Origin of the sequence: Paraburkholderia steynii (genome assembly GCF_900100565.1) — a bacterium.
GTDB classification, from domain to species: domain Bacteria; phylum Pseudomonadota; class Gammaproteobacteria; order Burkholderiales; family Burkholderiaceae; genus Paraburkholderia; species Paraburkholderia terrae.
On the sequence record NZ_FNDI01000006.1, the window covers coordinates 150,612 to 174,234 of the forward strand.

Annotated in this window: 17 protein-coding genes and 1 pseudogene; 9 read left to right on the forward strand and 9 right to left on the reverse strand. The window is 65.0% G+C overall.

Annotated elements, in window-relative coordinates:
- Window positions 1-338 precede the first annotated feature (338 nt).
- Both BLT65_RS13315 and BLT65_RS13320 read left to right on the forward strand, forming a co-directional pair.
- Window positions 339-734, forward strand: a pseudogene (locus tag BLT65_RS13315) (transposase); the annotation flags it as partial.
- Between the two features lie 408 nt (window positions 735-1,142).
- Window positions 1,143-1,412, forward strand: a complete 270-nt coding sequence (locus tag BLT65_RS13320; protein ID WP_091778327.1) for a hypothetical protein — start codon at window positions 1,143-1,145, stop codon at window positions 1,410-1,412.
- Between the two features lie 356 nt (window positions 1,413-1,768).
- Here the strand turns inward: BLT65_RS13320 and BLT65_RS13325 are convergent, their stop codons facing one another.
- A complete protein-coding gene (locus BLT65_RS13325; protein ID WP_042308496.1) occupies window positions 1,769-2,086 on the reverse strand; it encodes a hypothetical protein in 318 nt (105 codons plus the stop codon).
- A 292-nt stretch (window positions 2,087-2,378) separates the two neighbouring features.
- Between BLT65_RS13325 and BLT65_RS13330 the strand changes: the two genes are divergently transcribed.
- From BLT65_RS13330 to BLT65_RS13340, 3 genes are all read left to right on the forward strand, one after another.
- Complete coding sequence (locus BLT65_RS13330) at window positions 2,379-3,065, forward strand: YdcF family protein (RefSeq protein WP_091778601.1); 687 nt, start codon at window positions 2,379-2,381, stop codon at window positions 3,063-3,065.
- Window positions 3,066-3,380: 315 nt separating this feature from the next.
- Window positions 3,381-3,611: a hypothetical protein gene (locus BLT65_RS13335; protein WP_091778329.1), complete on the forward strand. Its 231-nt coding sequence runs from the start codon at window positions 3,381-3,383 to the stop codon at window positions 3,609-3,611.
- A gap of 267 nt (window positions 3,612-3,878) precedes the next feature.
- Window positions 3,879-4,136, forward strand: coding sequence for a hypothetical protein (locus BLT65_RS13340; RefSeq protein ID WP_007588495.1), 258 nt, complete (start codon window positions 3,879-3,881; stop codon window positions 4,134-4,136).
- Window positions 4,137-4,258: 122 nt separating this feature from the next.
- Here the strand turns inward: BLT65_RS13340 and BLT65_RS13345 are convergent, their stop codons facing one another.
- Window positions 4,259-4,549 carry a putative quinol monooxygenase gene (locus BLT65_RS13345; RefSeq protein ID WP_007588494.1) on the reverse strand — a complete coding sequence of 97 codons (291 nt, stop codon included), beginning with the start codon at window positions 4,547-4,549 and terminating at the stop codon, window positions 4,259-4,261.
- Between the two features lie 315 nt (window positions 4,550-4,864).
- Between BLT65_RS13345 and BLT65_RS13350 the strand changes: the two genes are divergently transcribed.
- Entirely contained in the window at window positions 4,865-6,139 is a 1,275-nt protein-coding gene (locus BLT65_RS13350) for an EAL domain-containing protein (RefSeq protein WP_091778331.1), read from the forward strand.
- Window positions 6,140-6,183: 44 nt separating this feature from the next.
- Here BLT65_RS13350 and arfB read toward each other — a convergent pair whose 3' ends face one another.
- Window positions 6,184-6,591, reverse strand: a complete 408-nt coding sequence (gene arfB, locus BLT65_RS13355; protein ID WP_091778333.1) for an alternative ribosome rescue aminoacyl-tRNA hydrolase ArfB — start codon at window positions 6,589-6,591, stop codon at window positions 6,184-6,186.
- Window positions 6,592-6,782: 191 nt separating this feature from the next.
- Here arfB and BLT65_RS13360 point away from each other — a divergent pair, with 191 nt between their 5' ends.
- Complete coding sequence (locus BLT65_RS13360) at window positions 6,783-7,442, forward strand: VC0807 family protein (RefSeq protein ID WP_091778335.1); 660 nt, start codon at window positions 6,783-6,785, stop codon at window positions 7,440-7,442.
- Window positions 7,443-7,465: 23 nt separating this feature from the next.
- Here the strand turns inward: BLT65_RS13360 and recD are convergent, their stop codons facing one another.
- Genes recD through recC form a run of 3 tightly spaced genes read right to left on the reverse strand, consistent with a single transcriptional unit; the run spans window position 7,466 to window position 16,556 of the window.
- The gene (recD, locus tag BLT65_RS13365; protein ID WP_091778337.1) at window positions 7,466-9,475 is read right to left on the reverse strand and encodes an exodeoxyribonuclease V subunit alpha; all 2,010 of its coding nucleotides are present in this window, start codon (window positions 9,473-9,475) and stop codon (window positions 7,466-7,468) included.
- Entirely contained in the window at window positions 9,472-13,191 is a 3,720-nt protein-coding gene (recB, locus tag BLT65_RS13370; protein ID WP_091778339.1) for an exodeoxyribonuclease V subunit beta, read from the reverse strand. Before recB ends, recD begins: the two co-directional genes overlap by 4 nt.
- Entirely contained in the window at window positions 13,188-16,556 is a 3,369-nt protein-coding gene (recC, locus tag BLT65_RS13375; protein ID WP_091778341.1) for an exodeoxyribonuclease V subunit gamma, read from the reverse strand. The genes recB and recC overlap by 4 nt, the downstream gene beginning before the upstream one ends.
- A gap of 223 nt (window positions 16,557-16,779) precedes the next feature.
- Here recC and BLT65_RS13380 point away from each other — a divergent pair, with 223 nt between their 5' ends.
- Window positions 16,780-19,221, forward strand: a complete 2,442-nt coding sequence (locus BLT65_RS13380) for an FUSC family protein (RefSeq protein ID WP_091778343.1) — start codon at window positions 16,780-16,782, stop codon at window positions 19,219-19,221.
- 23 nt (window positions 19,222-19,244) lie between these two features.
- On the opposite strand, the gene BLT65_RS13385 is transcribed toward BLT65_RS13380, so the two are convergent.
- Together BLT65_RS13385 and BLT65_RS13390 are read right to left on the reverse strand one after the other, a co-directional pair.
- Window positions 19,245-19,451 carry a hypothetical protein gene (locus BLT65_RS13385; RefSeq protein ID WP_042308479.1) on the reverse strand — a complete coding sequence of 69 codons (207 nt, stop codon included), beginning with the start codon at window positions 19,449-19,451 and terminating at the stop codon, window positions 19,245-19,247.
- Between the two features lie 135 nt (window positions 19,452-19,586).
- The gene (locus BLT65_RS13390; protein ID WP_007740526.1) at window positions 19,587-20,069 is read right to left on the reverse strand and encodes an Lrp/AsnC family transcriptional regulator; all 483 of its coding nucleotides are present in this window, start codon (window positions 20,067-20,069) and stop codon (window positions 19,587-19,589) included.
- A gap of 132 nt (window positions 20,070-20,201) precedes the next feature.
- Between BLT65_RS13390 and BLT65_RS13400 the strand changes: the two genes are divergently transcribed.
- Window positions 20,202-20,834 (forward strand): cysteine dioxygenase family protein, encoded by a 633-nt coding sequence (locus BLT65_RS13400; protein WP_091778345.1) that lies wholly within the window; start codon window positions 20,202-20,204, stop codon window positions 20,832-20,834.
- Window positions 20,835-20,922: 88 nt separating this feature from the next.
- Here BLT65_RS13400 and BLT65_RS13405 read toward each other — a convergent pair whose 3' ends face one another.
- Window positions 20,923-23,553 (reverse strand): mechanosensitive ion channel family protein, encoded by a 2,631-nt coding sequence (locus BLT65_RS13405; protein WP_091778347.1) that lies wholly within the window; start codon window positions 23,551-23,553, stop codon window positions 20,923-20,925.
- Window positions 23,554-23,623: the final 70 nt, after the last annotated feature.

A 23,623-nucleotide genomic window follows, 5' to 3' on the forward strand; every position in this document is an offset into this window, starting at 1 on the left:
TGCAATGCAGCAAGAAGGCGCAAACGCACGCGGGACGGGCCTGATTGCACAAGATTGGTGATTGTCCCGATTTGCGTGATGAGTTTTTTGGATTCTCATACGGGCCAGGCTAACGCCCGAAACGGCTTGATGTGGCGGGGCTTCGAGGCGGTTAAGTGTAAGGTGGCACGCTTCATGCATTTCCCCTTGCACAAGAGTCGGCGCTGATTCGGACTGGTGAAAAAACGGTTCGCTAAGCATAGGCCGGCTCTCCGCCGGCGCCCGATACCGATCGGGCGCATGAAGAGTGCGCAGCGCGGGGCAGCGCACCGGAGTTAGCTTCGCTGAGGTGAAACATGATGGTGTTCGACGATTTGAGAGACAACGAGTGGGCGCTGGTTGAGGCGTTGTTCTGTGCGGAGCCCGCACGGAGCGAACGCCGTGGTCGACCACGCGTCGAAGCTCGCGCGGTAGTCAACGCCGTGTTGTGGGTTTTGTCGACGGGCGAGGGCTGGTCCAAGTTGCCGGGCCGTTATCCGTCGCCGCCGACGTGCCGTCGTCGTTTCGACGAATGGCAAGCCGACGGTACACTCGCGGAAATTGTGAAGCGTCTCGGTACGAGCGGCCGCGAGATTTCGCTGCGCGGGCGCATTGGCGCGACGGCTGCGAAGCCGCCCGCACCGCCGAGCCGCGACCGTCTGCGCGGCGCATTCTGGACCAATCCGGAATCGTGGCGCGCGCCCGTCAAGATGGCCTGATCCAGCTATTCACGCAACCGGGCGCCCTTGGGCGCCCGGCGCGTTTCTGAGGCCGGCGCCCGTTCGGCCCGATTCCTCATGACCTGCAGAGACGTCGCTCCCGTGCGCGGGTTCGATCGCATGCGCGCGGACGCTGGCTCAACGTATCCAACTTCCGCGAAGACGGCCTGATCGTCCGTCGATTTTTCCGCTGGTTACAACGCCGGCGCGTCCGTCTTCACGCATCGCGGCACGCGAGCGCCGACGCCCTTCCCGCCCGCCTGCGTCCGCAGTCATCCGATCGGCATATCGACGGTGACGGGACGAAACATCCATTTACTTTTATTTACAGCATGCTTTCGCAGCGCGGCATACCGTATGAGTATGCAAACAAGCCCGTCCCGGCCGGCTTGTCGGGAACCGATCATGAGGCCAATGTCACTGTATGTCTGCGGCCTGCTCATGTCACTGCTCGCCGCGACTGCATTCGCGCAACAACGACCGCAAGGCTGGAACTGGCGGCCGGAGCAGCCTGCCACGCTTCAGGCATGGCAGCAGGCGGAAGGGCGTAATCAGAATTTCACACCGCCGACGCCGCGTGGCGATCTGCGCGGCGATATCGCGAGCAACGTTCGGGCGCGGCCCGACGGGCAGCGAGACGACGTGCCGCAGCGGCGGCATGCGCCCGCGCATTAACGCGCAATCAAGATGGTCGAACGCATGACCGAGCGCGAGTGTCCCGCAAAGACGTACGCCGAAGATGTGCGATATCGGGAACCACCTGCAATGTCGCCAGTCTCATCAATGCCATTAAGCACAGCGTGGCAGAAGTAATTCCGGTATGCCCGTATCCTCGCGATACGGGCTTTTTTTTGCGTCGACGGGCGGTCAGGTCCGCGCAGCACGGCGCGCCGCCCGGCGTAAATCGGGCGTCATAAAAGAAGTGTAAAAATGGGGAAATGGCGGCGACATGCCCTCGACGCGCCTCATGCGGCGCGTTGTCCGCGCGCTCCGTTGTTCTCACGTGCGCGCGCCCTGCGAAACACCGTCGCCTAGACGGCAGTTGCCCTCTCTCCGGCGACGACCGCGCCGGCGAAAACATAGTTGCGCACACGGCGCGCGTCCCAGTCGAGGGAGCGCTCATCGCGCGCGAGCCGCGCAAATTCGGCGCGGCCGAGTTCGGTCAGCACCGCAATGTCCACAGGAGCATGGAAACCCGGCGCAGGAGCGACTGTCCGTTGACGAACGGTGTCCATCATGCCAAGCGAACGGAGATATTGAAAAACGCCCGGGCGCTTGGCCCACGGCACCTGACGGTATTGCGCCCGTCGCAGCGCCTCGAGTACGACTTCGTTGGAATAAGCGGTCATCTCACTTCTTTCTTAAAGTGCAGCCATGACTTATTTGTTCGCGACACAATGGCACGTCTGCTGACGTGCGCACGACGGAGAGCGAAGATTTCACGCCTTATCCGCCAATGCGGCCATTGGCCGCCGTTTATTTCGGCCCCCGTGTGAACGCCGTGCTAGCGTTCTGCTTCCAACTGGCGGCGATGCGACCCATGAAGCCGCGATAGTCCGCTCGTGGAATGTCCGAATACCATACGTTACCCCAATAAAATTGATTCTTTTAACTTTATTGCTGCTTTTTTTTGCAGCTTTTCTGCTGCTGCGCAGCGCCCGCACGCTGATCGGCGTGACGACCATCGTGGTTTTCTGGGCGCTCGGCGCGGGTTGGCTGGCCCAGCCCTTGCTCGATCTCGCCCAGCGCGGCGCGCCGCCCGGCGGACAGACGGTTGCTCCCACAACGTACGCGGCCCGCACCGCCATCGTGATGCTCGGCACGGGCACCATTCAACGCGACGGCAAGCTCGTTCCGCCCACGGACGGGCTCGCCCGCATCGTCAAGAGCGCCGATCTCTACGCGCGCTGCAAGCGGGTCAGTCCCGTCTGCCACGTGATCGTCAGCGGCGGCAATCCGCAGCAGCACGAAGCGACGGAAGCCGACACCTACCTGCCCTACCTGCTGCGTGAAGGGGTCCCGCGCGGCGAGATCATCCTCGAAAATACCAGCATGACGACGTACGAAAACGCTCGCAACGTCGCTGCCATTCTGCCGGACGGATATTACGGTTCGTTGATCCTCGTCACATCCGCCTTTCAGATGCCGCGGGCCTTGCTCGACTTCCACCGTTTCGGGATAAAACCGCTGCCCGTCGTGTCGAACACCCGTCGCGCAACGCGCGGCCTGCTACCCCGCCGGGCAAACTTCTTCGACGCTGAGATCGCGCTGCACGAACTGATCGGCATCGCGCAGTTTTATGTCTATCGGCAGATTGGCTGGTTCTGAGCGGCGCCGCGCGCGTGGCAGCTTGCTTAGCTATCCGATGGATTCGACGCGCCCTGCCGACGGCTGCACGTTATGCACGAGTGGGAAAATCTGACTTGTCGCGACACGCGCGACGAAGCGCATCACAATACGGCCGATGCGCGATGGCTTCTGCGAAGCGCCTTCGCGCCTGCGGCCATGAATGTAACCAGACGTAACTGTCTGTGAATTCTGTTACAGAAGACACGCTGGACTGAACATTGCTGGCTAGAATGCACTGTCGTTCCAACGGACAGGCCATACTCGGGTCCATAACCACTCTCTACGGAGGCAACGATGAAGAAAGTGTCCCTGGCAATCCTGGTTTCCCTTTCGGCACTGACGGGCGCGGCTTACGCGCAAGATCAAGGCGTGCGGATGAGTACCGATCCGGCGAAGGCCGCCGACGTCGAGCAGCGCGCGCAAGATCTACAGGCAAAGCAGCAGGCGATGGAAAGCGCGCCACCGGCCCAGATGAAGCATCAGAAGGGCATGCATCACAAGAAGCCGGCCGCGCCGGCCCAGTAAGCGCACTGCGTTGCGCATCGGCCGACGCGCATGGGAAACATGTAGGCGCGCTTCGCGGTCGAATCACTGCGCAATGCAAAAAGCCGAAGCCGTTCAACACGGCCTCGGCTTTTTTATTTTGGGCTGGCGGGCGTCGATGACGTACGGCGGGCAAATCACGCGCCGATCGCATGTCGCGAGGCGCGCATCGACGTTATGCTAAAGTCGCGCACCGAAGAATCAACCCAATTCACCCAACCCGCGTGCGCCCCTGGTGCGGAGGACAGAATGAGCAACATCCAGCTGGACATCGAATGGACTGAAGCAGCATCCCGCAAGATCGAAAAACTCATGCCGCGTGGCAATCAGGACGCGTTCCTTGCGCTGCCGCCCGTCGAATGTCTGCCGATGGAAGGCGACGTGCTGTTTCTCGGACCGGCCGGCAAGCAGCAGCCGTTCATCGTTGCGGAGCGCCAGTATCATCATGAAGGCGACGCGGACTGGACCATCATCCTGATCCTGGACGTGCCGCAAGCGACGCACTGAGCGGCATTGAGCATTTCGCGCGCTTGATTGCTTCATCGCGCTTCATTGCGCTTCAATCCGGGCCCGACAGCCATGCTGCCGGGCCTTGCTGTTTTCAGCCTCGCCGCTGCGCCTGCTAACTGTTACGCGATCTTCGACACGATGCGCAATTCCGCCGATTCGATCCATTGCGCGGAAGCCTTTTTGTACGCGTCGATGTGCGCGGACTTCGCGTGCGCGGCCAGCGCCTCCTCGCTTTCCCAACGCTCGAAGAACACGAAGCGGCGCGGCTCGCGCAAATCGCGATGCAAATCGTACTGCAACGCACCGCGCTCCTTGCGCGTCGGCCCGACAATACCCTCGAGCGCCGCGCGCAACTGCTCTTCATGCCCCGGCTTCGCCACCGAGATCGCCACCACCGCGATTTCCGACATGCTGCACTCCAGTTCTGGAAAACCAGCAGCATAGCGCCGCTGCCACAAACGCGCCGGCAATCTGCGCCAACTTCGAGTCATAACTGCGCAGACACTTGTAGCTGTCTGTGATAACCCGAACATTCGAACCGCATACGAACTGCTAGACTGATTTCGACGAACTGAACTGCACAACTGAGCGGAGTCGCGCGTGAACGGCATCGATCCGATCGCCTTTAAGCACGACCTCCATTGCGCCGATGTTGCGCATGCCTGCCGCCGGCATGTCGCTGCACACGGGCGAGCGCCGCACGCTGCATAGGACAATCTGCCGTCATGCCAAACGTCGACGATACGACGCTCACTGGCCTTCTGCAGCATATGGTGCAGGACGAGGCCGGATGGGCCGCGCCGTGGCGAACCATTACGTTGCGCAGCGTCTTCCAGCCGGTCGTCTCCGTGACGCATCAGCGCGTGGTGGGCTACGAAGCGTTGCTGCGGGCCTTCGATCCCGTCGGTCATCCAATCTCACCCGCCGTGCTCTTCTCGGGCACCCGCTCGACAGCCGACGCGCGCGCGCTCGACCGTCTCGCCCGCTGCCTGCACGTAGCGAACTTCATGGCGCAAGGCATCGACACCGGGTGGCTGTTCCTGAACACGCGGCCGCAGGTATTCGAAACGGGCTGGCCGCAGCGCCCGTTCATCGATGAACTGTCGGAGCATTTCGGACTCCCGCAGGAACGCATCGTGATCGAAGTGCTCGAGCAGCCCGCCGACGACGAATCCGCCGTCGCCAGCATGCTCGCCGCATCGCAGCCGCGCGAATTCCTGATTGCCATCGACGACTTCGGCACCGGCTTTTCGAACTTCGATCGCGTGTGGCGCTTCCGGCCCGACATCGTGAAGCTCGACCGGTCGCTGGTGGCGCGCGCAGGCCGCCAGGACAACGACAACTCGTTGATCGGCCATCTGATCAACATGCTGCATCAGTCGGGCACGCTAGTGCTCGCCGAAGGCGTCGAGACGGAAGACGAACTGATGACGCTGATGCAGGCCGACGTCGATTTCATCCAGGGTTACTGGTTCGGCCAGCCGAAAGCATCGATACAGGCGGCGACCGCGCGCGTGCCCGAGCTGATCGAGCAGATGTGGCAACGCTTCGAAAGCTACGAGCGCTCGCATTCGCGCTATCAGCGTCCGGGTTTCGAAGGATTCACGGAAGCCGTGCTCGCAGGCGCCGCGCTCTACATGCAGACGGGCGACCTGGACGAGGCCGCGAAGCCCGTCTTCCTGCTGCCCGACGCGCGCCGCGTGTTCGTGCTGAGCGAGCGCGGCGAGCAACTGGCGCCGTCGATCACCGCGAGCGGCACGCCTTCGCCGCCCGCGCGGCTCGCGCCACTCTTTCCCGACACGCGCAACAACTGGTCGCGGCGCGCGTATTTCAAGCATGCGCTCGCCGCGCCGGGACGCGTCGCGATGATGGGACCGCACTGTTCGCTGATGGACGGCCAGGACTGCTACACGGCGGCTGTCACCGTCCAGCGGGAAGGCGCGACGCATGTGTTTTGCGTCGATTTCCTGCCCGAAGTGTGTAACGCGAGCCCCGTTTGAGGCAAAGCACGCTTGCGCGGCGCTGCTGCTACGCCTGACGCGCCCTAGTCGTGCGAGACGCGTTGCCGTCCCGATTTCACGTCGCTGCGCTTCGCCTTGCCTTCGAGCCGGCGTTCTTTCGACGCACGCGTCGGCCGCGTCGCGACCCGCGCCTTGCGGGTCACGCTGACGCTGTCGATCAACGCGTCGAGCCGCGCCAGCGCCGCCACGCGGTTCATTTCCTGGGTTCGGTATTCCTGCGCCTTGATGATGACGACGCCGTCGCGCGTGATCCGATAGTCGCTCATCGCGAGCAGGCGCATCTTCAACACCTCGGGCAGCGACGAGGCACGCACGTCGAAGCGCAGGTGAATCGCGCTCGATACCTTGTTGACGTTCTGCCCGCCCGCGCCCTGTGCGCGCACGGCCGTCAGTTCGATTTCGTTCGGCGGGATCGGATAGCGTGAAGTCATGTCAAAAAGTCGTGCATGGAACGGGAAAGTGTAACCGGCTATTTGCTAACGCATAAGCGGTATGCGAATTGCGTGCGCACAGCGTGGCGCTTGCGTTGCCCCTGCATTGCTGACTCAACACGCCACGCATTTGCCGTCCGTCGCCGATCTCGCCGATACTGAGACTTTCAGCCCGAGGGCCAATTATCGTGATGAAAATGCGCCCCGCGCAGGTGCTCGAACTCGTCGTCAATCTCGTGTTGCCGTGGGTCGCGTACCGCCTTGCGCAGCCGTACTGGGGCGAGACGGGCGGATTGATCGCGTCGGCCGTGCCGCCCGTCGCGTGGAGCATCGTCGAACTCGTGCGCTTCAGACGCGCCGACGCGCTCAGCCTGACGGTGCTGCTCGGCATCGTGCTGTCGATCGGCGCGATGGCGCTGGGCGGCGACCCGCGCATGCTGCTGTTCCGGGAATCGCTGGTGTCGGGCGCGATTGGCGTGGCGTTCCTGCTGTCACTGCTGGTGGGCCGGCCCGCCGTGTTTTACCTGACGCGCGCGTTCGTCGCCCGCGAGATGACCAACGGCGCCGCCCATATTGACATGCTGTGGCGCGAGCGCCCGGCGTTCGCCCGCGGAATCCGGGTGCTGACGGCTACGTGGGGCCTCGGCCTCACGGGCGAAACCGCGCTGCGCGGCTGGATGGCGTGGCACTGGCCGATCGAGCGCGTGCTGGTGGTGTCGCCGTTCGTCGGCTACGGCATCTTTGGCGCGCTGATGGTCTGGACGCTGTGGTACCGGCGCACGCTGCGCGACCTCGCGCAAAACGAGGCGGAATCCGAAACGGAACCGCCGCCCAGCACGGCCGCCAACTAACTCACGTCACCCCGCACGTCCTCTCACACGTCATCCCGCATCGCCTCGACGATTCGTGCGGCAAGCCCGGAGTCCCGCTGCGTCGGCGTTGCGATCGCGCGCATCAGCACGGCACGTGAACCTACCACCTCGACCCGCTCGCGCGCCCGCGTGACGGCCGTATAGACGAGCTCACGCGACAGCACCCGGCTGAACGTCGACGGCAGCATCAACACCGCGTGTTCAAACTCTGAGCCTTGCGACTTGTGGACCGTGAGCGCGAAGGCCGTATCGTGCGGGGGCAGCGCCGCGGGCGACACCGCGCGCAGGCTGCCGTCCGCGCTACGGAAGAACACGCGCAGCGCGCCGTCCGCGCCCGGCAGCGCGATACCGATATCGCCATTGAAAAGACCCAGCGCATAGTCGTTGCGCGTGACCATGATCGGACGGCCCGCGAACCATTGCGCGCCGACAGCCAGCGGCACGCGCGCGATGCGCCGCACCTGAGCGGCCATCGCCGTATTCATCTGTTCGACGCCGCGCGAGCCGAGTCGCGTCGCGCACAGGATGCGGAAGCGATTGAGCGCGTCGAACAGCGCCAATGCGTGCGAGGCCGCACCTGCTGCGCCGTCGGAGAGCGCCGTCGCGAGCGCGTCCGCGTAGGGCGCGAAACCGGCCGCGAGCCGCTGGATCGTGCGTTCGGCAGGCGTGGCATCGGTGTCTTCGTGAAACGCCGCGGCGCAGGGTTTGGCGGGATCGATATGCAGCACGTCGAGCGCTTCCTGCGCGGCGCCGCGCCGGATCGCAAGCGACAGCTGGCCGATCGCCGACTCCAGCCCGAAGCGATAGTTGCGTTCGAGCCACACGACGCAGTCGGCGAGCGGCGCCGGCTGCGCATCCTGCGATGAAGACGGCACGTCGGACGGCATGCCGAACAGGTCGTCGAAAAACAGCTGGGTTTCTTCCGACGGCACATCGTCGCGGCCCGTGGGCAACGCGTCACGCAAACGGCGTTCATCGATTCCCAGTGCCGTCGCGATCGAGCCAACGCCCTTCGCCGTAAACGCAGGTTGAGCGCTCAACTCGGCGAACACGGCGCCCGCTTCGACAGCCGCGAGTTGATCCTTGTCGCCGAGCATCACGAGATGCGTGTCAGGTGCGAGCGCATCGAACAGATGCGTCGCCATCGCGACGTCGATCATCGACGCCTCGTCGATCACGATCACGTCATACGGCAGCGGGTTGTCCCGATGATGACGGAAGCGCCCGTTCGGCCCGGTGCCCAACAACCGATGCAACGTGAACGACGTTTGCGGAAGACGCGTCGCGAGTTCCTGCGGCAACGAACTGGCGCGCGCGAGCAGCGCCTCCTGCATCCGCTGCGCGGCCTTGCCCGTCGGCGCGGCGAGCGCGATGCGCAAGTCCGCGCGCGCATCCAGCAGGCAGGCGAGCACGCCAACGACGGTAGTCGTCTTGCCCGTGCCCGGACCGCCGCTGACGATCGTCAGCCGCCCGGACAGCGCCATCACGGCGGCCACGCGCTGCCAGTCGATCTGATCGTCCTGCGGTTCACCGAAATAACGCAGCAGCCTGTCGCGCAAACCTTGAGATGACATGCCCGCCGACACGGCATCTTGATCCGCGCCTCGCGCATGTCCGACGAGCGACTGCGCAAGCCGCCTTTCATAATCGTAGTAACGCGCGAGATAAAGCCGCCCTTGCCCATCGACGACGAGCGGGCGCAACGCATGCGCCGGCTGCGCGCCGTCGCTTGCGACACCGCTCGCGAGTAATGCGTCACGCACTTGCGTGACCTCGGCGTCGTAGCGCTGCGCGAGTTCGTCGAGCGGCACGCACACGTGTCCTTCCGATGTCGCGCGGCTCGCCGCGAACGCGCCGCGCGCGGCCCAGCGCACGGCGTCTGCGGATGCGCCGCCGCGTTGCGCGAGCGCGCTCACGCGCCGCGCGAAGCCTTCAGCGAGCGCCGTGCTGAAATCCGCGGGTGCGGGGACATTGACCTCGACATCGGGCAACGGCTGATCGAACGTGCTCATTGCGCGCCTCCGTCCATCAATGCATCGAGCGCCACAACGAGCGCGTAGTCCGGCCGCCGCGCATGCACCCCCGCCGCGTGTTGGCCGTGTCGCCAGTCGGGCCGCACGCCGCGCACGAACAGATACAGATAGCCGCCAATGTGCCTGTCATAGTCATAGTCCGCGAGCCTCAGCCGCAGATAGCGATGCAGCGCGACGACATAAAGCAGCGCCTGCAGGTGATACGCGTGGCTCGCCATCGCTTCGTCGAGCGGCGCGGCGGCGTAGTCATCGGGCGTGTCGCCGAGATGATTCGACTTCCAGTCGACCACCCAGAAGCGCCCGTCGTGTTCAACGATCATGTCGATGAAACCTTTGACGAAGCCGCGCAGCGCGCCCTGCTCCAGCGCGACATCGGGGAAGCCGTGCGCAGCGAGCAGCGCGCGCAACGCGGGAAAGTCCAGCGATGCCGCCGAGAACAGAAACTCCATCTCGTTGAGCCGGCGCTTCGGATCGAGCGCCGCGAGCGTCATGCCAGGCACGAGTTCCGTGCTCACGATATCGCCGAGCAAGCGATGCATCATCGCGGGCAAACGTTGCGCGAGTTCAGGCTCGGCGGGCGCTGGCCGCTCGTGCAGCGCGCGTTCGATTGCGTGCGGCCACGTAGTGCGGTCGGAGAAATCCGCGAGTTCGAACATACGGTGCAGACACTCGCCCGCCGCCGGGCCGCGAGGAAATGTGAGGATGTCGTCGGGCGCGAGTTCGACGGGCGCTGTGACCACATCGAAAACGAGCGCGTGCGGTTCGCCCGTCGCGATGTCCGCCAGTTCGTCGTGATCCGGACGCGCTTCTTCGCTGACCGCCGACGCATCGTCGGTGCGCGAACCCGCCGCGATCAGCGAGCTGAAGCTCGCCATCCGCCATGTGTCGCGCAATGCGCGCTGGTTCATTCGCGCGCGCATGCGAGCACCACTGTCGGCCAGGCTTTCCAGCGGCACCCGACGCGTAACGGACGGCAGATCCGCGATGGCCACGGGGTCGCCTGCTAGCGCTTCCCAATGCTGATAGACCGAGTTGTCATCGAGCGGCTTTGCGAGCCATTCGTCGAAATCGCGCGCTTTGCCCGCAACGAGCCAGTTCAACACGCTGCGCGCCGATTCCTTCGTCGATCTCGACGCCAGATACGCGCCCGCCACCAGGTAGCAGCGATACACGGCTCGCGTCAGCGCGACATAGATCAACCGCGCGCGCTCGGCCGCCTGTTCGCGCATCGCCTGGCGGTTTGCGTGATCCGCCTGCTCGTCGTCGCTGCCGTAGTGAAGCACGGCCGAACCGTCGTCATCGTGATATTCGAGCGCGTCGGGCAGGACAGTCGCATACGGCTCGCGCAGGCGGCCGTCGTTGAGGAACGGACAGAACACGACCGCGTATTCGAGACCCTTTGACTTGTGAACGGTGACGATCTGCACGAGGTTGCGGTCCGACTCGAGCCGCAGTTGCGCTTCTTCGCCGCCCCGCCCGCTTTCCGCGCGTTGCGCGGCCAGCCAGCGCAAGGTCGGCGCGATGCCCGGCTGCGTCGCGGCGCGCGCCTGCACGAGTTCGGCCAGATGGTTGACGTTGGTCAACCGCCGCTCGCCTTCCGCGCCTTCTACGAGGCGCTGCGCGACGCGCAGTTCGCGCATCAGCGTGCGCCACATGACGGCGAAGCCGCGTTCGTGCCAAAGCATCCGGTAACGCGAGAAGCGCTCGACCCAGCTCATTGCATCGACAGAGTGCGCGGCGTCGCCCGATATGGACGAAGCGTCGTCGACCTGTTCGAGCCGCCACAGCGTGGCGGCATCGAGACCGAACCAGTCGGTCGCGAGCGCCGCGCGCAGGCGGCGCAAGTCGCCCGGCGTATCGACGGCGGCCAGCACGCGCTCGATCTGCTCGGCGTCGAGCGATTCGAACACGGATGCCTGCGCCAGCTCGACGCTGCCCACGCCCCACGCGGACAACACGCGCTTGATCAGACTGCCCTGCTTGTGCGTCTGCACGAGCACGGCGATATTGCCGGGCGCGAGCGGCTTGTCGCCGATCATCACGCTGCCGTCGCGCGCGCCGCGCAACAAGCGCACGATCTCCGCCGCGCACGCCTCGCTCGCCGCACGCTGCGCGTCGCGCTTGGTCAGCACCGCGTCACCTTGCGGCAATGTCCACACGCGGAAGTCGCCGCCGGCCGTGCCGTCGCGGTCGATGAGCGGCGGCCGCTGCCGCTCGCCTGCCCGCACAGGTTGATAGTCGAGCCCTTCGAGCACGAACGCCCGCGCGTTCGCTTCGAAAATGCGGTTGCACGCCTCGACGATGGGTGCCGTCGAACGCTGATTGACGGCGAGCGTGTAACGCGCCGACGCCTGCGCGCGCGCCGCGAGATAGGTGTGCAGATCAGCCGCGCGGAAACTGTAGATAGCCTGCTTCGGATCGCCGACGAGAAAGAGCGGACCCTTCGGCGCGAAGATCCGATTGAAAATCGCGAACTGCAGCGGGTCCGTATCCTGAAACTCGTCGATCAGCGCAGCGGGATAGCGCTTGCGCAACGCGTCCGCGAGCCACACGTGACTGGCGAGCGCGCGATACAGGTTCGACAGCAGATCGTCGAACGACACCACGCGGCGCGTGCGCTTTCTTGCCGTCAGTTCGTGCGGCGCGTAGTCGAGCCACTTCTGCACGAGACCTAGCCAGCGCGCGCGCTGCGCGGCTTCCGCCGCGAGCGAGGCGGCGGCGAGCTCGTCGGCTGCAATGAAGAACGCATGCGCGGGCGGCTCGAAATTCTTCTTCGTGCCTTTCGTCAACGCGCTGGCCGTCAGTTTCAGCGCAACTTTAGGCGGCGCCGCGTGACAGTCGTCCTGTGCGAAATAGTCGCTCCACGCGCTGATCGCAGCGCTCACCGTTTCGGCTTTGTGCGAGGTCTTGCTCAGACGCTCCTGCACCTGTTCGAGCAGACGCACGATGTTGTCGCGCTCGGCATGCCACATCTCACAGGCTTCGTCGAAGCGCGCCTGCATGTCGTTCGGCGCACCTTCGGCTCCGCCGACATCGCCCCAGCGCAACTGCGCAAGCGGCTTCTTCAGCCGCCGCGCAAGCTGTTCATCGAGCGATGCGGGGCCCGCGCCCTTCTCGACCAGCCACGCCGCGAACGACCGGTGCGCCCCCGCAACGGGTTCGACCTGCTCGCGCCAGAAGTCGGCGGCCAGCTCGAAACGCAACGCGGCATCGTCCGCTTCCATCTCGAACGCGAACGGCATCGCGGCGGCAAACGGCGCTTCCTGCAACGCACGCTGACAGAACGCGTGGATCGTGTGGATGGCTGCCTGATCGAACGTGCGCAACGCGCGGCGCACCGTCTTCGCGGCCGCTTCGAGATCGATGCCGCGTTCTTCGGAAAGCGTCGTTTCGAACAGCCGGACGATAAACGGATCACCACCATCGTCGCCCGTTTCGATCGCGCGCTGCACTTCGGCGAGACGCCCGCGTATGCGTTCATGCAGCTCGGCCGTCGCGGCTTTCGTAAATGTCACGACGAGAATCTGATCGGCGCTCAGATTCTTCTCCAGCAACAACCGCACATAGAGCGCGCAGATGTTCCATGTCTTGCCCGTTCCCGCCGATGCCTCGATCTGATTGACGCCATCGAGGTCGCACGCGAACACGTCGAGTTCCTGCGCCGCGGGCGCATGCATCCATGCCGTGCCGCTCATGATGCGCTCCTCAGATGCGCGACCAGCGGCTTGAAAACGATCGCGGCCAGTGTGCCGAATGGCTCGTCGAGCGTTGGCGACGCGCCGCGAAACGCGATGCGCAACGCAGCGTCATCGGACTCGCCCCGCACGCGGTCGCTGATCCATGCGCCTTGCGCGGCGGAATCGCCGTCACTGATTTTCGCCCATGCGCTCTTCGGGAAAAAGCGCAGCGGAAACGCGCGCCCTGCTCTGTACAACGCTGCTAACGGCGCGAGTTGATCCAATGGCTTTTCGACAGGCCCAAACTCGAACGACTCGCCGCTTGCATGCCATACCGTGCGACGCGGACCGTCGGGCAACGCCGCGCAATAGACGAGATGCGACAGCCACGCGGACAGATAATCCCGCGCCGTGGGCCGCGCGTAACGGAACACGACCTGCCCCGTCGGCGTCAGCAGATTGAGTGTGCCTTGCAGTTGCAACGGACCTTCCGATGTTTTGCGCAATGCCGTTTCGTAAGGCCCAAAGAGCGCGATGTCGCCGGTGTCGGGCCAGCGCGCGTGGATGTCGAGCGAAAACGGCAGGCGCGTGACGCCCGACGCCACTTCGCGCCGCACGCGGTCGGCAAGGCCGCGCAACGCCGACAGCTCGCGCGTACGCCATACCGCACCCGTCGCGCCGCCCGGCAACTCGGGGCTCGCTTCCGCGACGCGCTGCACGCGCTCGAAGGCTTCGCTGTCGAAGCCCGTATCGAGCAACACAGGCAGCAGACGCTCGGCCAATGCATCGCGGCCCGCGAAGTCGAGTTCGAACGGCTCCATGTCGAGCAGCTCGCCCTGTGCATCGGAAAGCACGATGCCGAGGCGGTCGCGCAGCAATGCACGCGCGGGATGCCGCCAGAACCGCTGGAAGTCGTCGAAGGGCACAGGCTCGTTCGGCACTGCGGGCAGCGGCGCATCGAAGAATGGCGCGGGCGCCGCGCTAGCCGGCGCGGCGAGCAACGCGGCCAGTTCCGCGCGGTCGGTGTCGTATGTGAACAGGCCGCTATTCGCGTTGAAGTAATCGGAAGCAAACGGCTGCAACGGATGCTCGACGATGAACGCGCGCCGTGCGGCATCGAGTTCGGCAGGCGACGCATCCTCTGCGGACGAAACACGCGCAAGGTGATCGAGCAGTTCGTCGACGAGCGCGGCAGGCGGCAACGGCGCGTTGTCGCGAATGCTGCGCCCCGTGTACGCGATCAGCAGACGGTCTTGCGCGGCAAGCAGCAGATCGAGGAACAGATTGCGCTCGTCGTCGCGCCGCTGGCGGTCGCCCGCCTTGCCGAACTCCGCCATCAGATCGAACTCGTCGGCGCGCGCGAGACTCGGCAACACACCGTCGTCCATGCCCAGCATGCAGACGATTCTGAACGGCAAGCCGCGCAGGCTCGTCAGCGACGAGAACGTGACGCTGCCCCACGGCACGCCGCCGCGCGCCGGGTCGTCGAGCGCTTCGGACAGCGACGTACGCACCACGGCCGCCGGCAATGGAGTGTCGCCCGCGCCCGCGCGCATGGCTTCGCTCATGGCATCGACGGCATCGCGCACCGTGGCCAGGCTGTCCGCGAAATCGACGCCGCCGTCGAAGCAGCGGCCCAGCACTTCGAGCAGCAATTGCGTCCACTCGACGGGCGTCATGTCGTCAGCGCAACGGCGCGCGAACGCGTCGACATCGTCGACGAAGCTCGCGAGGCGCCCGAGCAGTTCCGCATCCGAGCCGTCCGCGCCTTCGACGGGCAGCCATGCATCTACCGGCTGACCGCCTTCGGGCATCGCATAGCCGAGAAAGAGGCGCGTGAGCGCGTCGGCGAAGGTGTGGCGCGCGACAGGTATCGCGCTGTCGGCGGGCGGCACGGGCGCGAGACCGCGCCGCGCACCCGCTGCCGCGAGCCATTCCTGAATGTCTTCGAGCGCCGCCGCGTCGATACCGTAGCGCGCCGCGATCGCATCGACGCGCAGCCATTCGATCAGCTCCGGCGCGCCGACATTGCGCTCGGGCAACGCGAGCCAGTCGAGCAGCACGCGCGCCACGGGGTTCGCCTGCGAAGGCGGCAAGCCGGTAATGCGATACGGAATGCGGCGCGTGTCGCCCGAGGGCGCGGTGCCGAACACGGCGTCGATCAGCGGGCCGGCCGCGCCGAGATCGGGCAACGTGACGAGCACATCGGAAGGCTGCAGATCGTCGAACTCGTCGAACCAGCCCAGCAGGCGGTCGTGCAGCACTTCGAGCTGACGCGCGAGGTTATGGCACACATGCACTTCGATGCCGCGCTCTTCCGGCTGCGCGTCGAGTTCGCGCTCGTCGCGCAGATCCAGCATGCCGTTCTGCACGGCGGCGAGCCATGTCGGCGCGGCGTTTTCGGCGAAGTACGAAGCCTCGGCCGAGGCCGCGCTTTCCGTCAGCTCGTGCAGCATGTGAAGCTGCGCCTGCGTCTGGCGGGCCCATTCGGCGAGCAGCGGATGGCCGACTTCCTGATAGTCGAGCTGGCCCGCCGCATCGAGCGCTTCGACGCGCCCCACGCTGACGATGTCGAACCAGAACTCGCGGCACGGGTTCATCGCGTAAACACGCACGTCGATCCAGCGCGACAGCTCGCGCAGCAACGCGATATGCAGAGGCGGCATGGTCGGCAGCGCGAACACGCTGACGGACTCGGGCCACTCGGCTCGCGCGATCGCGTCGAGATCGAGCGAGCGCACTTCGTCGAGAAAGCGATAGGCAGGCGGCGTGGCGGCGTCCGCGGAATGCGCGTCGCCTGCGACCTCGCCGAGCAGCGTGCGCCACAACGCGCCCTGCCAGCGCTCGTCCTCACGCGCCGCGGCGCTCGCGCCCGTCAGACGCGGGCCGGAGTCGTCCGCTGCGCCGCTTGCGAAGATCGAACCGCCCTTCTGCCATTGCAACAGCCATTCGGGACGATAGGTCAGATAGTGGTCGAGCACCGTCGCGACGCGGCGCGCGAGTTCATAACGCATCGGCGCGTCGGCGGCATCGAGGTAACTGCGCAGACGCGGCGACGCGTTCCATGGCCGCGCCTCATCGGCATCGCCGAGCAGACGGTAGCAGCGCCACACGAGCCGGTCCGGCGAGAAAGGCGAACTCTTCGGCACGTCTTTGATGACGCCGCCGATCTGCGTCCACAGCCATTGGGCGAGGTAACTGAACTGGATGTTGGCGCACACGCCTTGACGCGCGGCGATATCGAGTTCCAGCCGCCGCCGCACGGCCGCGCTCGGCACGATCACAGGTTGCGCCGTCCACGGACTGGAAGGCGTGGCACCTAGCCCGTCGAGCAGCGCGCCGACGAGCACATCGTACCGGTTCGAATAGAAAAGCTGGAGCATGGAATGGCTTGAAACAGGCGGCGCCGCGCTGATGCACGGGCCGTGTGAAGAAACGATGCGACAGCATAGCAAACGCATTCGCAGACACGAAACCTGGCCATCCGGCAGATGGTCCGGGCGGGGCCAAATCAGTTAGACTCGACGGCAGTTCGAGCTGGCGGCAGGCCCGAATGTTGGCCCCGGCTGCATCATCAACACACAGACACGAGACACCAGGCGGTCGATGCGCTATTCAGTCGAAATCAAGAAGTTTCTGTATAGCCAGTACTTTTATGGCGGCTTGCGCATCGCAGTGGGCGTGTCGCTGCCCGCCGTCCTTTGCCTGATCGTCTTTCACAACCGCGAACTCGGCTTCACGATCGCCACAGGCGCGCTCGGCGCGTGCGCTGTCGACATGCCTGGCCCGCTGAAATACAAGCACAACGAGATGCTCGCGTGCAGCGTGATCGGCTTTCTCGCCGCGCTCGCCACCGGGCTTGCGACCGTCAATCCCGTCGCGCTGTGGTGTACCGTCGTGCCGCTCACGTTCGTGCTGTCGCTGATCGTCGTCTACGGCAACCGCTGGCCGCAGATCAGCTTCGCGACGCTCTTCATGATGGTCGTCACGCTCGAAGAGCACTTCACGCCGATGCAGGCGCTCATCAACGCCGCGTGGATACTCGTGGGCGGACTGTGGTTCACGTACTGGTCGACCTTGGTGAGCCGCTGGATGATGTACCGGATCGAGCAGCAGGCGCTCGCCGAAAGCGTATTCGCGCTCGCCGACTATCTGCTCGCGCGCGCGGACTTCTTCGACCTCGACAACGATCTCGACGAGTGCTACCGCAACCTCGTCGCCAAGCAGATCGCCGCCGTGGCGATGCAGGACGCCGCGCGTGACATCGTGCTGCGCAATCTGCCCAAGCTGAAGAGCGGCCGCTTGCAGCCGCGCCGCGCGACGCTCTTCAACCTGTTCATCCACACCGTCGATCTTCACGAGCAGTTCGTCGGCGCTCATACCGACTACCCGCTGGTGCGCAATACGTTCGGCGGCTCGGACCTGCTGATCTTTTATCGTGACCTGATCCGCAAGGCGGCCTTGGACCTCGAAGACATCGGCCTCGCCGTGCTGCAGGACGAGCCGCCGCGCGCGCGGATCAACGTGAAGGCGGAGTTGCGCGCGATCGAATACGAAATCGAGCTGATGCGCAAGCAGGACTTGCCGAAGAAAAATCCGGAAGCCTACTCGACTGTCTCGGCTTCGTTCAGACGCGTCTGGAGCGCGACGCGCCTGATCGACCGGATGCGCAAGAACCTGGCGAACGAAGAAAGCACGAAGGAAACCGATCTGCGCATCGACCAGGCGCTCACGCGCTTCGTGTCCAGCCGCCGCGTGCCGTTCGGCTCGATCTTCTCGAACCTGACGATGGCCTCGCCCAGCTTCCGGCACGCATTGCGCATGACGATCGCCGTCGCGATCGGCTTCTGGCTCGGCCGCCTGTTGCCGCTCACCAATGCCTACTGGATCGTGATGACGACCGTCATCATTCTGAAACCCGGGTACTCGCTGACCAAGCAGCGCAATGGACAGCGTATCGTCGGCACGCTGATCGGCTGCGCGGCGAGCATCGCGCTCATCATGAGCGTGAAGGAGCCGCATATCCTTATCATCGTGATGTTCGCGTGCATGGTGATGAGCTACAGCCTGCTGCTGTTCAACTACACGGCGAGTGTCGTGTTCACGTCGTCTTATGTGCTGCTGATGTTCCATCTGCTTGCGCCCGGCAGCCTGCATATCATCGGCGAACGAGCGATCGACACGGTCGTCGGCTGCGCGATCGCGATTGCGGCGAGCCATCTGTTCCCGTACTGGGAATATCGGCTGATGGGCAAGCTCGTCAACGACATGATCGCCGCGATGCGCAGCTATCTGGAGGCCAGTTGGTGGTGGGGAGACAAGCCGGCTGCTGCCGTGATCACGCCCTCCGCGCTAACGGAAGCAGCCGCGCTGGCGCCTGCCGTGGCCGTCGCGGAAATTGCCGCGAGCGGCGCTAACGGGATCATGGAAATGTCCGGCAACCCGGCTGCTTCGGGATCGAATGCATCGGGAGGGGCGGCCGCATCTGCTGGTTCGCCGGGCGCTGCAGCCAAAACATCCGCCCCTACGCCCGCCGCCGCTGCCGCCGCGAGCGCGCTCGATCGCGACTATCGCTACCGGCTCGCGCGCAAGAACGTGCATGTCGCGTTCGCCAATCTCGGCCAGGCGTTTCAACGGATGATGCTCGAGCCCAAGTCCGCGCAGAAGTTCGTGCCGGAACTGAACGACCTGCTCGTGCGCTCTCATGTGCTCGCGTCGCAGATCACGGCGGTGGCACCGTTGCTGCGCACGTCGTCCCAACAGATGGGCGGGCCGTCGCATCAGCCGTTGCAACGCGCATTGACGGTGATACGCGACAACCTTGCGAAAGCCGAGGAAGGCGACCCGCCTCCCGCAGACCAGGTGGACATTTCAAAGCAGTTGACGCGTGAACTCGATGCGATGGTGATCGAAGCGGAACGCTCGCCCGACTACACGCCCGATGCCGTGCATGATCTGAAGCTGCTCGCGCATCAGTGCAAGCAGATGCTCGCCGCGTCGTTTCAGATTCGCAAGGATGCGGGCGTGATCCGCTTGCCCGAGAACTGAGCGGTTTACTGAGCGGGCCGCGCTTACTGCGACGCACCCTTTGCCGCATTCACGGCAGCCGCCGTCGCGGATGCTGCTGACGCCGTCGAATCGGCGGGATTGTCGCGGTCGTATTCGCGCTTTTCGGAGATCGCGTTGTAGAGAATCGTCGCGATCACCAGCAACACGACAACGACGATAAACACTGCGATGCCAAGCGTCGGGTTTTTCTTCTTGCGCGGATCGTTCATGTGTCGGGCTCTGCTGGCAGGTAGATGCGGCGGAGCGGGCATTCTACGCCGAAGCACCTTGCGCGCGGCTTGCAGTCCGGCATGCCTGTGCGTTCATGGAGCACCCTCGCGACCACACGAAGCAATCCGGCAATGTCAGCGCCCTTCAGCAACCACGGACGCCCGCACCGGCAACGCCGTCGAATACTTGATCTGCTCCATCGCGAAGCTGGAACTCACGTCGTACAGCGGCACGGCGCGGATCAGTTGCTTGTAAACACGGTCGTAATCGTCGATATCCGAGACGACGACGCGCAGCAGATAGTCGGTCTCGCCGCTCATCCGGTAGACCTCGACCACTTCGGGAATGTCCTGCACCGCGCGCGTGAAGTCCTGCGCCCAGGCTTCCGTGTGCTGGTTCGTGCGCACGGCGACGAACACTGTCGTGCCGACGCCGAGTTTGCGCGGATCGCACAGCGCGACCTGCGCGCGGATCACGCCCGCTTCCTTGAGCCGTTGCACGCGCTTCCAGCATGGCGTTTGCGACAGGTTCACCCGCGCCGCGAGTTCCGCGATCGGCATCGTCGCGTCTTCCTGCAGGAGTTCGAGCAGCCGCCGATCAATGATGTCCATTCCCATCTTTCCACCCAGATAGAAAATTATTCTATTTCTCGTCAAGACGAGGGAATTATATGAAAACTCTTTCTCTGCGCAAATCGGTATAAATGAGGGCAGTCCCAATCTCGAAAAACAACGTCAGCGGAGCCTTCCATGAACCCGTCAGCCGGCCTGATCACACGCGAACCCGCGTTGACCGAAAACCCTTCCATCCCCTGCGCCATGCCCGCAGCGGGAGCTATCGCACAACTGTGCGCGGCGCTCGACGCCGCCTTCGACGCCTGCGCCGGCTCCGATGATCCGTCGCGGCACGCGGCCTTCGCGCGCGGCGTGCGCGCGGCGCTCGCCGAAGCCGCCGCCGACGCATCGCTGCTCACCGAAGCGCAACGCGAAGGGGCCGCAACCTGCTATCGCCGACATCTGCTCGCCGCCGATCCGCAAGGCCGCTATGCCATCGCTGCCCTCGTCTGGATGCCCGGCCAGGCGAGCCCGGTTCACGCGCATCACACGTGGTGCGGCTATGCCGTCATCGACGGCGCGTTGACGGAGACCATTTACGACCTGAACGCGGACACCGGCTGCGCGACACCTGCACGCGACCAGATGCGCGAACCAGGCGCCGTATCGTTCACGCGCTCAGGCCGCACCGGCATCCATCGGCTTGGCAATTGCAGCGGCAGCACCGCTGTCTCGCTGCACATCTACGGCGTGCCCGGCGAACAGATCACGACGCATGTGAACGACATCGTGCGCGTCGCCGACAGCGTGCAAGCCATTGCCGCCTGAGCAACGCGTCGTCCGCGTTGTACGCATCAAACGAAAGGCGTCACGCATGAACGCGTGACGCCTTTCTCGCAGGAACCTTCATCCTCTGTCAGGTCTTCCCGCCGTCGCCCGCCGTTGGAATCTGCGGCGGCACGGATGCCGTTTGCCCGGTCGACGGCGGCGCCGGACGCGGCTCGTGCGACACGTCACGCGCCGGCGGCATCGGGCCCGGGCCGCCCTTCTTCGGCCTGAACGGCGTCGTCGTGCCCGTCGCGGATTCGCGCGCGTGTTCCCGCTCGTGCTCCTCATGCTGCGCGCGCTCTTCCTCTCGCAACACCTCACCCACTTCGTCGCCGCGCGACGTATGTACGCGCATCTGCGGCACGGGAATCTCGATACCCGCTTCGTCCATCTTGCGCTTCAGACGGAGATTGAACGCGCGCGCCACGCTCCACTGCTGCAGCGGCCGGGTCTTGATCTGTCCTTTGACAACCATCCAGTTCGGGTCGAAACGGTCGAGTCCCCACACTTCGACGGGACCGAGCATCTCGCGCCGGTAACGGAAATCGGCCATCAGGTCCGCGCCGACGGCACGGATCAGTTGCGTCACCTCGTCGACATCGGCGGAAAACGGCACGCGCACTTCGAACACCGCGTACGCAAAATCGCGCGACAGGTTCTTCACGATCTTGATCTGCGAGAACGGAATGGCGTGAATCGCGCCCTGGCCGTCACGCAGCCGCACGGTGCGGATCGACAGATATTCGACGGTGCCCGCGTGCCCGCCGTCGATGTCGATCCAGTCGCCGACCGAGATCGTGTCTTCGATGATGATGAACAGGCCCGTGATCAGATCGCTCACCAGCGACTGCGCGCCGAAGCCGATCGCCAGACCGATCACGCCCGCGCCCGCAAGCAGCGGCGTTACGTTGATGCCGAGATTGGCCGCCGTGACGATGCCCGCGATCGTCAGGATCGTCACGAACAGCACGTTGCGCACCAGAGGCAGCATCGTGCGCGCGCGCATGCTCGGGTTCTTCGACTTGTTGCGCGGGCCGCTCGGATTGACGGCTTCCTGGATCGCCGTGTCGACCAGAATCCACACGAGCCACGACACGAACACCGTGATCAGGATCGCCGTCAGCGCGTGCGCGATGCCGCGCGCCGTCACGCTCTCTTCGATGATCTGCGCAAGCGACACGTCCCACAGGCGCGACGCGAATTCGAAGTACGCGAGCCAGACGAACAGCGTGATCAGCGTGCCCGCGAAGCGCAACAGGCGCGTCAGGTAGGGCGAGCGGCGCCGCCGGCGCGTGTTGCGCGGCCGCGTCACGCGCAGCACGATGGCCGACAGGAAGAACGCAAGCACCAGTAGCAGCGCCGTCACGACGGAAATCTGCAACACGTTCTCACCGCTGCCGATGCCGCCGATCGTCGCGATCACGGAAGCTGTTGCTAGCACGAGCATCGGCACGTGCCAGAGCGACGCGAGCACTTCGAAGCCGTCGGTAGCGGCCTTGTGATCGTGCCGCTGTTCATAAGCGCGATTGCGGATCAGATGCGCGACTGGGCGGCGAAACGCGAGCGCGAAGTACGCGGTCAACACGGCCGCCGTCATGTTCGAGACGGTCGACACCAGCGCCGCGAGATTCGTGCCGAGTTCATGCGCAACGTCGTAATTGACGGCAGCATCGCCGAGCGCGCTGCAGATGCCGATCGCGAACAGCGGCCGGCGCGCCTGCTCGATCAGCACGCGCACGGCTGCACGTCGATGGCCTGAGCCGAACAGCGAAAACATGATCAGGCAGATCGCCGAGAACACGGCGCCTGCGACGATCGCGTACGCGATCACCATTGCAATCGTGCGACCGAGCGAATCGGGCATCGAGCGCACGAACATCAGCGCGGCGACGAATGCGACGATCCACGGTCCGACGCGGCGCAACGCGAAGATCAGCAGTTCACGCGTGGTTGGATTGGGATCGAGCCGCACGACGATGCCAAAGCGCGCGTGAATCCTGCGCTGCAGGTAAATCAGCCCTGCCGCGCACGCGCCCCAGCCCGCCAGCACGGCGATCATGTTCAGCAACACGCGGCCGAAGTGCTCGCGCCCCTGGCTCGTGACGATCGTATAGATTTCGTTGCCCGCCGCGTTGAAGCGGCCCGACCAGTAGTTGAGCGGCGAACGTCCCTGCTGCACGTCGGTTTCGAACGATGCAATGCCCGCGGCGATCGCGCCGAGCAGACCGGCGCTCGACGGCGCGCTGGCGGACACGGGCGGCCCGACCGTCTTCGTCGCGTCGCGCAGTTTTTTCAGCTGCGTGACGAGCGCGGTGCGCTGGCGGTCGCTGTCGAGCGTCGTGATCACGCTGTCGAGCGATTTTTCCAGCTCGGCCTGGCTGGCGGGCGACGGCGCCGATGCCGCATCCGCCGCCGACGCGCCCGACGCGGGCGCCGCCGTCGAAACCGTCGCGCTGTTGATCAGGCTCTGCAGCGCGGGAATCATCGGCGCGCCGGGAGTGGCGCCCGCGGCTTGCGCGGTGCCCGGCATGCCGAGGCACGCGCCAGCGAGCGCGAAACACAGGCACAAGGCGGACGCGAGCGCGCCCGAACGCGCCCGGCGCAATGCTCCGGCGTGCGAAAAGAACTGGGATAAAGCGCGAAAAACGGCGTCAATCGCCAGAAGCCCGCCGGATGACGGCGCAGCCTGCGATTCACGCCGCGCGAGGCATGACTTCATGGCAATCCGTGACTTTTATGCAAACAATCTGCATGGGAACGGGAGACGCCAAGTTTAGCGGGTGTCGTCG

Bases quoted from the DNA above. Each gene is read 5' to 3' on its own strand.
- BLT65_RS13320 (WP_091778327.1), top strand. From the start codon at position 1,143: ATGAGGCCAATGTCACTGTATGTCTGCGGCCTGCTCATGTCACTGCTC.
- BLT65_RS13325 (WP_042308496.1), bottom strand. From the start codon at position 2,086: ATGACCGCTTATTCCAACGAAGTCGTACTCGAGGCGCTGCGACGGGCG.
- BLT65_RS13335 (WP_091778329.1), top strand. From the start codon at position 3,381: ATGAAGAAAGTGTCCCTGGCAATCCTGGTTTCCCTTTCGGCACTGACG.
- BLT65_RS13340 (WP_007588495.1), top strand. From the start codon at position 3,879: ATGAGCAACATCCAGCTGGACATCGAATGGACTGAAGCAGCATCCCGC.
- BLT65_RS13345 (WP_007588494.1), bottom strand. From the start codon at position 4,549: ATGTCGGAAATCGCGGTGGTGGCGATCTCGGTGGCGAAGCCGGGGCAT.
- BLT65_RS13350 (WP_091778331.1), top strand. From the start codon at position 4,865: ATGCCAAACGTCGACGATACGACGCTCACTGGCCTTCTGCAGCATATG.
- arfB (WP_091778333.1), bottom strand. From the start codon at position 6,591: ATGACTTCACGCTATCCGATCCCGCCGAACGAAATCGAACTGACGGCC.
- BLT65_RS13360 (WP_091778335.1), top strand. From the start codon at position 6,783: ATGAAAATGCGCCCCGCGCAGGTGCTCGAACTCGTCGTCAATCTCGTG.
- recD (WP_091778337.1), bottom strand. From the start codon at position 9,475: ATGAGCACGTTCGATCAGCCGTTGCCCGATGTCGAGGTCAATGTCCCC.
- recB (WP_091778339.1), bottom strand. From the start codon at position 13,191: ATGAGCGGCACGGCATGGATGCATGCGCCCGCGGCGCAGGAACTCGAC.
- recC (WP_091778341.1), bottom strand. From the start codon at position 16,556: ATGCTCCAGCTTTTCTATTCGAACCGGTACGATGTGCTCGTCGGCGCG.
- BLT65_RS13380 (WP_091778343.1), top strand. From the start codon at position 16,780: ATGCGCTATTCAGTCGAAATCAAGAAGTTTCTGTATAGCCAGTACTTT.
- BLT65_RS13385 (WP_042308479.1), bottom strand. From the start codon at position 19,451: ATGAACGATCCGCGCAAGAAGAAAAACCCGACGCTTGGCATCGCAGTG.
- BLT65_RS13390 (WP_007740526.1), bottom strand. From the start codon at position 20,069: ATGGGAATGGACATCATTGATCGGCGGCTGCTCGAACTCCTGCAGGAA.
- BLT65_RS13400 (WP_091778345.1), top strand. From the start codon at position 20,202: ATGAACCCGTCAGCCGGCCTGATCACACGCGAACCCGCGTTGACCGAA.
- BLT65_RS13405 (WP_091778347.1), bottom strand. From the start codon at position 23,553: ATGAAGTCATGCCTCGCGCGGCGTGAATCGCAGGCTGCGCCGTCATCC.